Origin of the sequence: Oceanisphaera arctica (assembly GCF_002936955.1) — a bacterium.
Taxonomy (GTDB): Bacteria; Pseudomonadota; Gammaproteobacteria; order Enterobacterales; family Aeromonadaceae; genus Oceanimonas; species Oceanimonas arctica.
The window spans coordinates 25,943-41,522 of sequence record NZ_MPZM01000026.1; the positions used below are offsets into that span (position 1 = coordinate 25,943).

The 15,580-nt window shown below is 56.5% G+C and carries 10 protein-coding genes and 2 rRNA genes; 4 read left to right on the forward strand and 8 right to left on the reverse strand.

What is annotated here, in order from left to right; genetic code table 11:
- Nucleotides 1-22 precede the first annotated feature (22 nt).
- A complete protein-coding gene (locus UN63_RS11575) occupies nt 23-334 on the forward strand; it encodes a YqfO family protein (RefSeq protein WP_104486902.1) in 312 nt (103 codons plus the stop codon).
- Between the two features lie 65 nt (nt 335-399).
- Nucleotides 400-867, forward strand: coding sequence for a methylated-DNA--[protein]-cysteine S-methyltransferase (locus UN63_RS11580; protein WP_104486903.1), 468 nt, complete (start codon nt 400-402; stop codon nt 865-867).
- Nucleotides 868-1,376: 509 nt separating this feature from the next.
- Here UN63_RS11580 and UN63_RS11585 read toward each other — a convergent pair.
- Nucleotides 1,377-2,624, reverse strand: coding sequence for a D-alanyl-D-alanine carboxypeptidase (locus UN63_RS11585; RefSeq protein ID WP_104486904.1), 1,248 nt, complete (start codon nt 2,622-2,624; stop codon nt 1,377-1,379).
- 263 nt (nt 2,625-2,887) lie between these two features.
- Nucleotides 2,888-6,568, reverse strand: coding sequence for a methionine synthase (gene metH, locus UN63_RS11590; RefSeq protein ID WP_104486905.1), 3,681 nt, complete (start codon nt 6,566-6,568; stop codon nt 2,888-2,890).
- A 243-nt stretch (nt 6,569-6,811) separates the two neighbouring features.
- On the opposite strand from metH, the gene UN63_RS11595 reads away from it, so the two are divergent.
- Entirely contained in the window at nt 6,812-8,101 is a 1,290-nt protein-coding gene (locus tag UN63_RS11595; protein ID WP_104486906.1) for a cation:proton antiporter, read from the forward strand.
- Between the two features lie 519 nt (nt 8,102-8,620).
- On the opposite strand, the gene metA is transcribed toward UN63_RS11595, so the two are convergent.
- Complete coding sequence (gene metA, locus UN63_RS11600; protein ID WP_104486907.1) at nt 8,621-9,565, reverse strand: homoserine O-acetyltransferase MetA; 945 nt, start codon at nt 9,563-9,565, stop codon at nt 8,621-8,623.
- A gap of 142 nt (nt 9,566-9,707) precedes the next feature.
- On the opposite strand from metA, the gene UN63_RS11605 reads away from it, so the two are divergent.
- Nucleotides 9,708-10,886: a CinA family nicotinamide mononucleotide deamidase-related protein gene (locus tag UN63_RS11605; RefSeq protein ID WP_104486908.1), complete on the forward strand. Its 1,179-nt coding sequence runs from the start codon at nt 9,708-9,710 to the stop codon at nt 10,884-10,886.
- Nucleotides 10,887-10,918: 32 nt separating this feature from the next.
- Here UN63_RS11605 and UN63_RS11610 read toward each other — a convergent pair whose 3' ends face one another.
- The 5 genes from UN63_RS11610 to UN63_RS17235 form a co-directional block, all read right to left on the reverse strand.
- Entirely contained in the window at nt 10,919-11,623 is a 705-nt protein-coding gene (locus UN63_RS11610) for a phosphatase PAP2 family protein (RefSeq protein WP_104486909.1), read from the reverse strand.
- Nucleotides 11,624-11,782: 159 nt separating this feature from the next.
- Entirely contained in the window at nt 11,783-13,129 is a 1,347-nt protein-coding gene (locus tag UN63_RS11615) for an 8-oxoguanine deaminase (protein ID WP_104486910.1), read from the reverse strand.
- A gap of 132 nt (nt 13,130-13,261) precedes the next feature.
- The gene (locus UN63_RS11620) at nt 13,262-14,683 is read right to left on the reverse strand and encodes a nucleobase:cation symporter-2 family protein (RefSeq protein WP_104486911.1); all 1,422 of its coding nucleotides are present in this window, start codon (nt 14,681-14,683) and stop codon (nt 13,262-13,264) included.
- Nucleotides 14,684-15,245: 562 nt separating this feature from the next.
- Nucleotides 15,246-15,360, reverse strand: a 5S ribosomal RNA gene (rrf, locus tag UN63_RS11625).
- Nucleotides 15,361-15,474: 114 nt separating this feature from the next.
- Nucleotides 15,475-15,580 (reverse strand): 23S ribosomal RNA (locus tag UN63_RS17235); the annotation flags it as partial.

A 15,580-nucleotide genomic window follows, 5' to 3' on the forward strand; every position in this document is an offset into this window, starting at 1 on the left:
GCGCCACGCCTAGGAGAAATCAATGTACAAGCTGGTGTTCTTCGTACCCGAATCCCACCTTGAACTGGTCAAGGCGGCGGTATTCGCTACCGGCGCCGGCAAGATTGGCGACTACGATCGGTGCTGTTTCGAAACCCGGGGCACTGGGCAGTTCCGGCCCCTGGCCGGTGCCAATCCTTTTATCGGCAAGGCCGGCGATCTGGAACGAGTTGAAGAAGTACGAGTCGAACTGGTGTGCGAGGATGATCTAATCCACGCCGCCGTCCAGGCCTTGCGCGCGGCTCATCCGTACGAAGAACCCGCCTTCGACGCTTGGCAACTGAGCGAATTTTAACGCCACTCCGGCTCAGCGGGGATACAATCACCGTATTCCCGTTCGTTGTCACCCCGGAGTCTGCCATGTCGACACACTGCACCATTCCAAGCCCGCTGGGCCTGATCTCCATCTCTACCAGCACCGATGCCATCACAGAGCTGCGCTTCGGCGACGATGTCGATCAGGCGGTCGCACCCGTGACTCTCTTGCAGCAATCCGCCTGCCGGCAACTGACGGAATATTTTGAAGGAAGGCGTCGTGTCTTCGAACTGCCACTGGCGCCCCGAGGCACGCCGTTTCAGCAAGGCGTCTGGCAGGCTCTCCAAACCATTCCCCATGGCGAGCGCCGCAGCTATAAAGACATAGCGGGGCTTATCGGCAACCCCAAGGCGATGCGTGCCGTCGGGCTGGCCAACGGCCGCAACCCCATCTCCATCATAATTCCCTGCCACAGGGTCATCGGCGCCAGCGGCAAGCTGGTCGGTTATGCCAGCGGGCTGGAACGCAAGTCCTGGTTGCTGCAGCTCGAAGCCGCTCCGGGTAACGGCTAGCGACAAGCACCTGTCGCCGTGTGCGAGATCTCTCAAAGCACGAGCGGCAGAAGCGCTTTCTGATCACGCCACTGGCCGAAAATGAAATATTTACTCATTATTATCAATTAGTTAAGGTAAATTCCGAATTCGACAGTCAAAGCGGCTGTCTTTTTTGGCTTGAGCAGAGTCCGAACCGAGCTACTATGTCTCTCGCAGGAAGCAAGGAGCCGGTCAGGAAGACAGGCTGCCAGGACAGGCAAGGAACCCCGCAGGATGCGGCGATGGACACCTCCAGGATGGAGACGAGCGTCAGGTCAGGATGACTTGCGGTCAGGAAGACTTAAGGACAACCCGACGGATCGGGAAAGGGAACGCCATAAAGGATAAGGCACGTCAGGGATTGCAGGGAGCAAACCGGTTTACGGACAAGCCAATTAGACGACCCAAAAAGGGGCAACATCATGTTGCCCCTTTTTCTATACCCAAAACAAAGTAGGACGAGAGGCGTTATCTCTCGCCTCACGCTGTTAGCTTCCGGTCATCTTCACCACCAGACAATCCATGCCCTGGCGCGAGAGCCGCTGGCAGGCACTCTTTGCCTGATCCTTGTGCAGCCCCACCAGTCGAGCCCGGAACAGCTTGCGATTGCTGATGCTCACCTCATTGACCGCTACCTGGATGAGCTCGATATTATCCAGTCGACGGGCCGCATCGGAGGCCCTATCTCTCGCCTGCTCGGATATCCGGAAAGAGCCAACCTGCACCGCCCAGCCAAGATCGCCGACTGGCAAGGCCTGTTGTACCGATACGGTCTGCTGTACCGGCAAGGTGCTGGATACACGCTGCAGCACCGCCGGCGAGCGCGTCTCAGGCTCTTTCCTGACCACCTGACGCACGGTATCGGTGCTGCTCACCGGCTTGATCACCGGCGCAGCCTTGCCCGATGCCTTGGCAAGCTGAGCAGCCCGCTCGAAGCCACTATCCAGCAGTTTCACCATCTGAGCGTCCCGGGACTGGGCCGTATTCCCGCCCATCACCACGCCAATCAGGCGACGTTCGCCCCGTAGGGCAGAGGTGGCCACATTGAAGCCCGAGGCCCGGATATAACCGGTTTTCATGCCATCGACGCCCGCATAGTTTTTTACCATGCGATTGTGGCTGTGATAGGTCCTCCCCTTGTAGCTGAAGGAAGGCGTCGAAAAATAGTGATAATACTGGGGAAAGTCCTTCATCAGCCGCAGCGACAGTATCGACAGATCCCGGGCGGTAGAAGACTGAGCGTTGTCCGGTAGGCCGGAAGCATTGCGGAAGCTGGTGGCGGTCATCTTCATCGACTTCGCCCTGGCGGTCATCATGCGGGCAAACTCGCTTTCGGTCCCGCCCAGGGCTTCCGCCACCACCACGGCCGCATCATTGGCGGATCGCACCACCAGAGCCGGAATGGCGTCCCGTACCTGTAGCCGCTCCCCTTTTTTCAGCGAAATATTGGTTTGCGGCATGGAAGCGGCATGAGCCGATACCGGCATGGATGTATCCAACGTCATCAGCCTTTTGTCCATGGCCTCGAACAGCAGATAAAGCGTCATCATCTTGGTCAGAGAGGCCGGATAGCGGGCGGCATCGGCGCTGGACGCGTGCAACACTTCGCCGCTGTCCGCATCCAGCACTATGGCGGCATAGCGCGGGTTAGCCTGCGCCTGACTCAAGGGGGCTAATAACAGCATGACCGCCAGGAGCAACCATCCTGTTTTTCCGGTGTGTCTTACAGCAAACATGGAAGGCTCCTCCCAGTAGTGAAATAAAGTCGGCAGAAGCTACGCCATCGTCCGAATCCTGTCCAGCCTTTCCAGCAGTCCGGCCGCTAAAAACGCCGTATTATTGCCTGAACCACATTTCCTTCTATTACAAGCATACACCCCCACCCGCGAGAAGATGCGGGCCGAGCATCATTTAAGCAAGAAGGCGCCATCGGCGCCTTCTTGTCTTGGGGTAAGACACTTGAATCAAGAGTCTTGAACCAATAATTATGAACCGGAGATTATGCGCTCAGATTCGGCGCCAGCCATTTTTCAGCCTCTTCCCGCGTCATGCCCTTGCGCGCGGCGTAATCCAGCAGCTGATCTTCCTGGATTTGCGCTATCGCAAAGTAGCGGGTATCGGGGTAGGAGAAATAAAAGCCCGACACCGCCGCTCCCGGCCACATGGCGTAGGATTCGGTCAGCTGCATGCCGATGCGCGACTCCACATCCAGCAACTGCCAGAGGGTCCCTTTTTCGGTATGCTCGGGACAGGCCGGATAACCGGGTGCCGGGCGGATACCGCTGTATTTCTCCCGGATCAGCTCGTCGTTGCTGAGCTGCTCGTCGGCGGCATAACCCCAGTATTCACGCCGCACCTTCAGATGCATGTATTCGGCAAAACCTTCCGCCAGACGATCGGCCACGGCGCTGGCCATGATGGCGTTGTAGTCGTCTTCCGCCTCTTTATAACGACGGACGATGTCATCTTCACCGATACCCCCGGTCACCGCAAAGCCGCCCACGTAGTCGGGCTTGGTGCCTTTGGGCGCCACATAGTCGGCCAGACAGTAGTTGGGGAAGCCGTCTTTCTTCTCGGTCTGCTGACGCAGGAAGCGCAGGGTATGCAGCACCTGGGTGCGGGACTCGTCGGTGTATATTTCCACATCGTCTTCCACGCTGTTGGCCGGAAACAGGCCCATGACGCCGGAACAGCTCAGCTCGCCCTCGTCCGTCAGCTGATCCAGTAAATCGTTGGCGTCACGAAACAGCTTCTTGGCTTCTTCGCCCACCACTTCGTCTTCCAGGATGCGCGGATACTTGCCCGCAAGCGACCAGGTCAGAAAGAAGGGTGTCCAGTCGATGTATTCGCGCAGCACCGAAATCGGCACATTATGAAACTCGTGAACACCCGGCTTGGCTGGCACCGGCGGCGTGTAGGCCTGCCAGTCGATGGCGACCTTATTGGCGCGGGCTGCGGCCAGGGTCACCGGCTTGGTGCGCGGTTTCTTACGGGCATGCTGATCCCGCACAATGTCATATTCCTTGTTCAACCGTTCGACGAAGGCCGGCTTGTGCTCGCGACTCAGCAGGGTTTGTACCACGCCGACGGCACGGGAGGCGTTGGACACATAGACCACCGGCTCGTCGTAGTTCTGTTCTATCTTGACCGCGGTATGAGCCTTGGAGGTGGTGGCACCGCCGATCAGCAGCGGTATGGTGAAGCCCTGACGCTGCATTTCCTTGGCCACATGCACCATTTCATCCAGCGAGGGGGTGATAAGGCCAGACAGACCGATCATGTCGGCATTGGTTTCCCGGGCCGTCTTCAGGATCTGCTCGCAGGACACCATGACGCCCAGATCCACCACCTCGAAGTTGTTACACTGCAGTACCACGCCGACGATATTCTTGCCGATATCGTGAACATCGCCTTTTACCGTGGCCATGACGATCTTGCCGTTGGTCTGGCCGACCTCTTTACTGGCCTCGATGAATGGGTTGAGATAAGCCACTGCTCGCTTCATGACCCGCGCCGACTTGACCACCTGAGGCAGGAACATCTTGCCCTCGCCGAACAGGTCGCCGACCACGTTCATGCCGTCCATCAAGGGACCTTCAATCACGTCCAGCGGCCGAACCGCCTGCGCCCGGGATTCTTCGGTATCCTCTTCGATAAAGTCGGTCAGCCCCTTGACCAGGGAGTGGGCCAGACGTTCGTTCACCGGCCAGCTGCGCCATTCCAGATCACGGGGATCCGCCACCTGGGCACCGCTGCCGCGATAACGCTCGGCGATCTCGAGCAGCGCCTCGGTGGCGCCGTCGTTCTCGTTGAGCACCACGGCGATGACTTTTTCTTTTAAATCAGGTTCTATGTCTTCGTAGATCGCCAGCTGACCGGCGTTAACGATGCCCATGTCCATGCCGTTCTTGACCGCATGATAGAGAAAGACCGCATGAATGGCCTCGCGTACCACATCGTTGCCGCGGAACGAGAAGGATACGTTGGACACTCCACCGGAGATCATGGCATGGGGCAGATGGGTCTTGATGTCCTTCACCGCCTCGATGAAGTCGACCGCATAGTTGTTGTGTTCTTCGATGCCGGTGGCCACCGCGAAGATGTTGGGATCGAAGATGATGTCTTCCGGCGGAAAGCCCACCTGATCCACCAGAATGCGATAGGCACGCTGACAGATCTCGAACTTGCGCTCCCGGGTATCGGCCTGGCCCACTTCGTCGAACGCCATCACGATAACGGCGGCCCCGTAACGACGCACCAGCCTGGCCTGCTCGATAAACTGTGCTTCCCCTTCCTTCATGGAAATGGAGTTGACTATTCCCTTGCCCTGAATGCACTTGAGACCGGCCTCGATCACCTCCCACTTGGAGGAGTCGATCATGATCGGCACCCGGGAAATATCCGGTTCGCCGGCGATCAGGTTGAGGAAGCGTGTCATGCAGGCCACCGCATCCAGCATGCCTTCATCCATGTTGATGTCGATGATCTGGGCGCCGCTTTCTACCTGTTGCAGCGCCACTTCCAGCGCCTCGTCGTATTTTTCTTCTTTAATCAACCGCTTGAATTTGGCCGAACCGGTGACGTTGGTCCGTTCACCGACGTTGACGAACATAGTCTCGGCCGTGATCTGCACCGGCTCCAGACCAGACAGACGACAGGCCACCGGCAGTTCGGGCAACGCCCGGGGCTTGATACCCGCCACCGCCTCGGCCATGGCGCGAATATGTTCGGGGGTGGAGCCACAGCAACCGCCCACCAGATTGAGGAAGCCGCTTTCGGCCCATTCGCGGATATGCTCGGCCATCTCATCCGCTTCCAGATCATATTCACCGAAGGCGTTGGGCAGGCCCGCATTGGGGTGAGCCGAGACATAGGTTTCGCTGATACGGGACAGCTCGGCCACGTACTGGCGCAATTCGTCGGGCCCCAGCGCGCAGTTCAGGCCGAAGGAAATGGGCTTGGCATGACGCAGCGAGTGATAGAAGGCTTCCGTGGTCTGCCCCGTCAGGGTACGACCCGAGGCGTCGGTGATGGTGCCGGAGATCATCACCGGCAGACGTATGTTCTGCCGTTCGAACAGGCCTTCGATGGCAAACACCGCCGCCTTGGCGTTGAGGGTATCGAAGATGGTTTCGATCATCAGCAAGTCGGCGCCGCCATCAATCAGCGCCTGGGTCGATTCGGTATAGGCCTCCACCAGTTGATCGAAGGTCACGTTACGATAACCCGCATCGTTCACATCCGGCGAAATGGACGCGGTTCTGTTGGTCGGGCCCAGCACCCCGGCCACGAAGCGCGGCTTGTGCGGCTCTTTCGCGGTCCATTCGTCGGCCACCTGGCGTGCCAGCCGCGCCGCTTCCCGGTTAATTTCCACCGCCAGCGATTCCATCTGGTAATCCGCCATGGCGATGCTGGTGGCATTAAAGGTATTGGTTTCGATGATATCGGCACCGGCGGCAAAGTAATCACTGTGGATCCCGGCGATGATCTCAGGCTGGCTCAGCACCAGCAGGTCGTTGTTACCTTTCAAGTCCGATGGCCAGTCGGCGAAGCGTTCGCCTCTGTAGGCCGCCTCATCCAGTCGATGTGACTGGATCATGGTGCCCATGCCCCCATCGATAATCAAAATACGTTCGGCGAGCGCCTGTTCGAGCTGGGAAAAAACGGGGGATCTGGACACTGATAACTCCTGTTACAACTTGATTCCTGAAAGCAACATCCATGCTACCACAAAATACGAAACTGGAAATCCAGCCATCTACAAGGCTGATACATGACAAGGGGCATATAGCCGGTAATAATGCGTAAATTAACCGCATTTTCGCTAGTGAAAACCCGTGCTGTTAGGGCACACTATGCACCACCGGCAAAGACCGGCCAACCTAGCTTGCAAATAAAATAAAATCTCTACGGAAGTGCCTTTATGAGCGTCTATTACACCCTGTGTATTCTGGCGGCGATGGCTATTACCATCGCTTTCGTCAATCAATACATAATGAAAATCCAGACTACCATCGCCATTACTTTCGGCGCCCTTCTTATCTCGATCCTGATGCTGATTCTCGGTAAAACGACCTGGCCCGAATTGCAATTGCATGCCATTGCTACTCTCGAGACCGTCGACTTCGGCGAGTTTCTGCTGCAGGGTATTCTCGGCTTCCTGCTGTTTGCGGGTGGCCTGGGCATCAACCTGCCGGCCCTGAAAAGTCAGAAATGGGAGATATCGGTGCTGGTGCTCCTCGGTGTACTGATTTCAACACTGGTGGTGGCTGCCGGCTTGTGGCTACTTGCCTATGTGGCCGCCATTCCCCTGCCGTTTATCTATTGCCTGCTGTTCGGGGCGCTGATTTCCCCCACCGATCCCATCGCCGTGCTGGCCATCGTCAAAAAGCTGGGTGCTCCCGAGCAAATCGCCATCCAGGTTGAAGGCGAGTCGCTGTTCAACGATGGTATCGGCCTGGTGATCTTCCTGACCATTTTTTCGGTGGCCTTCAACGGCACAGAGGCGTCCTTCGGCTCGGTGATGACCCTGTTCACCCACGAAGCCATCGGCGGCATCATATTCGGCGCCCTGCTGGGCCTGATGAGCCACATCATGATCAGCGCCTGCGACGACGGCTCAATGGAGCTGCTGATGACCCTGTGCATCCCGACCGCCGGCTTTGCCTTCGCCAATATACTGGGAGTCTCCGGCGCCCTGGCCATGGTGGTGGCGGGTATCATGATTGGTAACTGGACCCGCTACACCGGTTTTTCCGAACAGAGCTCGAAATACCTGGATCAGTTCTGGCATCTGCTGGACGAGTTTCTGAACGCCCTGCTGTTCCTGCTGATTGGCCTGGCCATGTTGCTGGTTCAATTTCACTGGCAAGCCTGGATTCTGGTGCTGTACGGTATTCCGCTGGTGCTGGCCGGCCGCTTCGTCAGTGTCGCCCTGCCCTACGTTGGCTTTCGCCGCTTTCGCAGCTATAACAAATACTCGATACGGATCCTGACCTGGGGTGGACTGCGCGGCGGCTTGTCACTGGCGATGGCGCTATCCATTCCCGCCGGCATCAAGCTTGGCACCGACGGTCAGGTTGAACTGCGGGACCTGATCCTGATGATGACCTACGCCATAGTGCTGTTTTCCATCATAGTACAGGGCATGACCATCACCCCGATGATCAACAAGGCCAAGGCGGCCGAAAAGGCCGGTTTTCCTATCGAGTAAATAGTTCCGTGAGGGGTGAGGGGTGAGGGGTGAGGGGTGAGGGGTGAGGGGTGAGGGGTGAGGGGGATTTTACTCCTCACACTTTGCGCCTCATCCCTCACAGGTCTTATACCAAACAGAGTAAATAACTGATCTATTTGGTTGCTCTGCAAAGGTTGGACAAAGGGCCCGCTCCGTCGACACGCCGTGAATACCTCCATGTAGGCTCCGCCGCGCCATCCTTGGCGCGGCCGGGAAATGCTCCTGCCGTCCAGGCTTTCCCGCCATACATCGGCGGTCAGATGGTCGGCGGAGCAGATCCCTTTATCCTCCCTGATGCCAGGGAGTTGCCTGTTGACATCGTCTACAGGCAACTCGGTGCTTGAGAAGAGGCAACAGAGATCGACTACCACGACCGTGAAATGCCATGGACGGCATTTCCCGAGCCCTCAGGGATGAGTTTATGGCGTGTCGTGGGAGGCGGCTGTGTTGCCTCTGAGCTCGGGTTTAAAAATGATCAGATGTTTATTCAAATTGGTATTAGTCTCGCGTAAGGGTATCGCCGGTGGCGCTCAGGGTACGCAGGTCATACGGGGTCAGCTGGTAGACGTGATAGTTCAGCCAGTTGGCAAACAGCAGGTGACCATGGCTGCGCCAGGTGGCCCGGGGTGAGTTGTCGGCATTGTTGTCGGGATAATAGTTCTCCGGCATCTGCGGCTCGATACCCACATCCAGATCCCGCTTGTATTCAGCATTCAGCGTATCCGCATCGTATTCCGGGTGGCCGGTGACAAACACCTGCCGTCCGTCCGGACTGGCCGCCAGATACACGCCCGCCTTTTCCGACGCCGCCAGTATTTTCAAGTCCGTCTTTTGCCGGATAAGATCCACCGGAAAATCCGCATAGCGGGAATGGGGCGCCAGAAACACATCGTCGAAGCCGCGTACCAGTGGCTCGTACTGGGCCAGATTCTGGTGCTCATAAACGCCGGACAGTTTTTCCAGTCGGGTTCGCTTGTCCAGCCCGTATAAAATTTTCAAGCCGGCCTGGGCCGCCCAGCACAGAAACAGGGTCGAGGTCACATGGCTTTTGGCCCACGCCACTATCTGCTCTATCTTGTCCCAGTACACCACATCGCAGAAGTCGGTCAGTCCCAGCGGAGCACCGGTAATGATGAGGCCATCGTAAAACTGTTCCTGTACCTGTTCGAAATCATGATAAAAATGTTCCAGATGCGACTGGGGCGTATTCTTCGAAGGCCTGTCATCGATACGCAGCAAATCCACGCCAATCTGCAGCGGCGAGTTGGACAGCATGCGCAACAGCTGATTTTCGGTTTCAATTTTCTTCGGCATCAGATTAAGCAGCAGTACCCGCATCGGGCGGATTTCCTGATTGACCGCCCGGGTCTCCGTCATCACGAAGATATTTTCCTGAGTCAGGACATCGGCCGCTGGCAGGCGATCCGGAATTCTGATGGGCATTTGCTCACTCCATGTACAGCATCGGTAAGAAAGTCTAGACATCTAGAAATCTACAACAAAGCGACGGGTCTTGTCATCCCCGACGTGTGCCACAGACCGAAGATACGGTAAAATCCCGACAACGCACCTCGAGGATAAGAATATGGAAGCTGTGATTGAACTGGTGAGTACCGGTGATGAAGTCCTGACCGGTCTGATAACGGATACCAACGCCGGCTGGCTGTCGCAGCGGTTGCTGGAACAGGGATGGCAGGTTCGCCGCCGCTTCACCGTGGGCGATGACAAGGCCGATCTGGTAGAGCTGTTTGTACAACGCAGCCATCAGGCCGATCTGGTGATCGTCAACGGAGGACTCGGCCCCACCTCGGACGATATCAGTGCCGAAGCCATGGCCGAGGCCGCCGGCGTCCCCCTGGAGCTGAATCAGCACTGGCTCGAGGTGATGCAGCAGAAGTACAGCAGCCGAAATCGCGTCATGCCCCAGAGCAACAGCAAACAGGCCATGTTACCGCAAGGCGCCGAGCTGGTGGACAACCCGGTAGGCACCGCCTGTGGTTTTGCCATCAAACTCAACCGTGCGACCTTTTTCTTTACGCCGGGGGTGCCATCAGAGCTGAAAAAAATGATGGACGATGAAATGCTGCCACGACTGCGCCGACAGCTCGGTCAGAACGGCCATAGCCAGGTTCGTCGTTTCTTTCTGTTCGGTCTGTCCGAGTCCGGCCTGAGCGACCGACTCGACCATCGGCAATGGCCGGCCGGCATTACCCTCGGCTACCGAGCCAATTCGCCGACCATAGAGCTGAAGCTGATTATCGAAACCGAAGACGCGGCCAACATTGCCGCCGCTGAAGCACAGCTACTGGCAGAAGTGGGCACTCACCTGGTGGCGCGAGACGAGATGAATTTTACCGCCAGCCTGGGACCCCTGCTATTAAACAAGGATCTCGTTATCTTCGAGGATGCCAGTGGCGGCCGCCTGACCGATACCATCAGCACTATCACCTCCGAATTCGAGGGCCACTATCTGGCGGGACTGCCGGACAGCGCCGAAGATCTGGCCCACTGGCTGACACGCTCGACTCGCCCTCTTACCCTGGCCATTGGTGCCGAAGGCCCGCAAGGCATTCCTATTGCCTTGCTATCAGCTCAAGGCTGTCAGGTACAGACCCTGCAAATGCACTTTCGTGATCCACTCAATCGACGCCGGCTGCTGGCCTTTGCCGCCTTCGATATGCTCCGCCGCCATCTGGTCGGTGAAACCGTGATGGTGGATTACGATATATTGCCTTGCAGCGAGCGGTTCACCCTGCCCACATAAAGACAAGTGCGGCCCATAGCCGCCCTTTTTGCTTAACCTTGCAATCGCCACCGTGACAGCAGCTTTTCGACCGGCGTGATCATCGCCTCGGTCAGCCGATACGCCAGCGGGGTATGGAACAGCCAGGCACCGGTGATCATCGCCAGGGGAATGGAGCCACAGATAAAGTCGGTAAACCAGTGGGCGCCGGACATCACCCGCGGCATGGCCAGGGCCAGCACCAGTGGTACCAACGCATAAAGATAGCGACGGGGAAAGCGATAACAGGCGAACAGCAGGAAGGTGGCGAAACCGATGCCGTGATCGCTGGGGAAAGAATCACCGGATGCATCCTTGGCCTTGATATGAGGCACCAGTTGACTGACCCGCTCCGCCTGCTCGTAAACAATGGTGGGGCTGGCCCGCTCGATGGGCAAGGTTTTGCCCGCCGCCACCTGCAGCGAAAAACAGCCGGCCATCAATAACAGCAAACAACCAATTTTAGCCCGCTCACGCCCCGTCACCATCCAGGCATGGCGAAACACAAAGCCAGCCATCAAGAGTGCAGCGGCACCATCAATCCAGCGCTGATTGACGAAAGCCACCAAGTCGGCAAAGCCGGGTACCGTGACCAGGTGGCCGTTGAACCACCAGAATACCGCTTCATCCAGTTCCTGCCAGTAACCAAAAAGCCAGGAAAAAAACAGTAACAAAGCCAGAGCATGCAGTGCTGTCCAGCCCTTGAGATCCCATCGCATATTATTATCTTTTATCTTGGAAACACGGGATCTGTTTATACCAGACAGACAAGAAAACTCCAGATGGATTCATCAATCAGGAGTGATAAAAGGGCGCCTATTGGCACCCTCTGTATGATCACATCCGGTTATCACGGCTGAGTTATCACAACTTCGTTTTCAAACAATAAGCTGTGCGGCCAGTTCTCGCTGCCTCGCCTTCAGTGCTTCTATGTCCAGAGCACAGACGGCGCCATCGATCACTCGCCAGCGCCCGGCCACCATCATTCGATCAGCCCGCTGAGCACCACACAGAATCAGCGCAGCCAGCGGATCTCCGGCACCGGCAAACTGGATATCATCCAGCCGGAACAGGGCCAGATCCGCCTGCTTGCCGACGGCAATGTCGCCGATATCATCACGCCCCAGACAAGCCGCAGAGCCGCGAGTGGCCCAGTCCAGCACCTTTTGATGGGTGATCTTGCGGGCACCGTAGCGCAGCCGTTGCAACAGCAGGGCCTGACGGACTTCGGCAATCATGTTGGAACCATCATTGGAGGCGGAACCATCGACACCGATACCGACGGGACACCCGGCGGCTTCCAGATCAAGGGTCGGACACTGGCCCGAGGCCAGCAGCATATTGGAAGAAGGACAGTGAGCGATACCCACCCCCGCCTGTCCCAGCCGCCCGATTTCCTGCTCATTGAAGTGAATGCCATGGGCCAGCCATACCCGGTTGCTGAGCCAGCCAACCGACTCCAGATAATCCACCGGACGCATGCCGAACATCTTCTGACAGAAGGCGGTTTCATCGTGGGTTTCCGCCAAATGGGTATGCAGCTGAACATCGTGTTGCTCTGCCAGCCGGGCAGACATCTTCATCAGCTCGGTACTGACCGAAAACGGAGAACAGGGAGCCAGCGCCACCCGCACCATGGCACCGTCGGTGCGGTCATGATGACGAAGGATCAGCCGTTCGCTGTCGGCCATGATGACGTCTTCGCTTTGCACCGTCGACTGTGGGGGCAAGCCACCCTGCTCCTGCCCCAGACTCATGGAGCCGCGAGTAAGGTGAACCCTAACACCGAGTCGTTGTGCCTGAGCCACCTGAATATCGATGGCACCTTCCAGACCTTGAGGAAACAGATAGTGATGGTCACTGGCTGTACTGCAGCCCGACAACAGCAGCTCGGCAAGGGCGATCTGAGTCGAGACTTCCACCATTTCCGGCTCCAGCCTGGCCCATACCGGGTACAGTGACGTCAGCCAGGAAAACAGCTCCTTATTCAGCGCCACCGGGTGGGCTCGGGTCAGGGTCTGATAGAAGTGGTGATGAGCGTTGATAAGGCCAGGCAGCAGGACATGCTGACTGGCATCATAAACTGCATCTACCGACATACTGGGTGATTGCCCCGAGGGCAGCAGCTCGGTGATCCGGTTGCCGGTAATCACCAGACCACCGGCATAGGCCGCGCTCAGGGTAGCGAGGGGTTGTTTTATCCAGAGTGTGTTGGGGTTTTGCATCAGACTTTCTACTCCCTTTAAAAATGAAAGTTGGCATCCCCCGGATGTAAAAAACCCTGACACACAATCCGGGAAGGTGTGTCAGGGTTGAGACGGTTCAGGCTTTAAGCGAGAAGCAGGTATTCACCCACATCACTTAGTTTTTTTGACTATGCCATCTTCGTCATCAGTAACCGCAGTTTCGACATCTGATTCTTCGCCATGCGTCTGTTCAGGCAGAATCAGGCTCAGCAGGATGGCGGTAATGGCACCCATGGCAACTGGTGATTTCAGGATATTTTCCAGGGTATCCGGCAGAGCCTGCAGCACGTTAGGTACGCTGGAAACACCGATACCCATGCCGACCGAAATGGCTACTATCATCATGTTACGACGATCCAGGTTGGCCTGTGACAGCACTCGAATACCCGCTACCGCCACGGTACCGAACATGATCAGGGTAGCGCCACCCAGTACCGGCTTGGGCATCTGCTGCAAAATACCACCGATGACGGGGAACAGCCCCATAATCACCAGGATGGCTGCAATGTAGATACCAACGAAACGGCTGGCCACACCGGTCAGGGCGATAACGCCGTTGTTCTGACTGAAGGTAGTAGAAGGCATGCTGTTAAAGGTGGCAGCAATCATGGAGTTCACACCATCGGCCAGCACACCGCCACGTATCCGGTTCATGTAAACAGGACCTTTTACCGGCTCACCAGAGATGGTGGAGTTGGCCGTCAGATCACCGGTCGTTTCCATGGCGCTCACACAGAACAGGATGGCCAGCGGGATAAAGGCCGCCAGATCGAACTGGAAACCAAACTTGAACGGAACCGGAACAGATACCAGAGGCAGGTTGCCCAGGCTGGAGAAGTCCAGGCGGCCCATGAAGAAGGCCACGACCATGCCCAGCGTCAGACCGATAACAACGGCAGCCAGACGAATCATAGGGTTCTTGGAACGGTTCAGCAGAACAACGCTGACCAGCACGATTCCGGCCAGTAACAGGTTATCCAGGGAGCCGAAGTTTTCGGCACCGAAACCACCACCGATATCGGTCATTGCCACCTTGATCAACGGAATACCGATCAAGATGATGATGGTACCGGTCACCACAGGTGTGATTATTTTCTGCAGCTTGTGGATGATACGGCTCAGAAAAATTTCGATAATCGCCGCACAGAAGCTGATGCCAAAGATGGTCGCCAGAATATCTTCGGGGGAGCCACCCCGACTTTTCACAATCATGCCGGCAGACAGGATGGCGGTAAGAAACGCAAAACTGGTGCCCTGCAAGCAAAGCATACCCGCACCGATAGGACCAATACGGCGGCACTGGATGAAAGTACCTACGCCCGACACTATTAACGCCATGCTAATCATGTAAGGAATATGCTCACCCAGCCCCAGTACACCGCCGACGATAAGGGTAGGCGTAATCACCCCAACCAGACTGGCGAGCACATGCTGTAAGGCAGCAAAAGAAGAAGGCCAGAAGCCCGGTTTATCATGCAGCGCATAAAGCAAATCGGGGTTTTTGCTTTGTGCTGTTTTTACGTCCTGGGTCATAACAGATCCCTTTGTTAATTGTTACCAGTGTGCAGGCATACTCTGACTGCTGTTTATTATTGGCCAACATCCAGTAAGACGTTTGACTCAGCCCTCCGACTCCACTGCAAAGCGTAGGCTAAGTGAGGAGACAGCCAGATAATACCGCAAAAAAAACATAAGTGTTACTTAAATGTAATCTTATTGTACACAAAGAATGCCTGAATGTGATCTATGTCGACATGAAACCATGGGCACTATGATTATTAAATCACCTAATATCAATATATTGAACATATCAACGTCGGTAAGAGAGGTGCCCATTGCAACTTGATAGCACTAGTCCCTTGGATAACTTGGTTTCTGTAGCCATGGAGGTTCCAGGCTCAACAGAGGACGCCGGTGCGCCAGGGAGGATAAAGGGATCTGCTCCACCGGCCCTCTGTTTCAGGGATGATACAGAGGGTGTACAGGGAGGTATTCATAGCGAGTCGGTGGAGCGGGCCCTTTGGCCGGAGCAGCCGTGCTATTTTTCGCAGACGAAAAAAGCCCGATACTTTCGTATCGGGCTTTTTAATTGGGCGCCTGGCAGTGACCTACTTTCACATGGCAGCTGCCACACTATCATCGGCGCGGGTGCGTTTCACTTCTGAGTTCGGCATGGGATCAGGTGGGACCACAACGCTATCGCCGCCAGGCATAAACTGGGGTTTGCTAGTCACTGACTAACAAACGCTGGAAAACTGATGTCTTGCTGAAATAATTTTTGTAGTTGCCTGCCTACGCAAGGTCTCACACTTCTTGGGTGTTGTATGGTTAAGCCGCACGGGTCATTAGTACAGGTTAGCTCAACACATCGCTGCGCTTACACACCCTGCCTATCAACGTTGTAGTCTCCAACGGCCCTTTAGAGGGCGT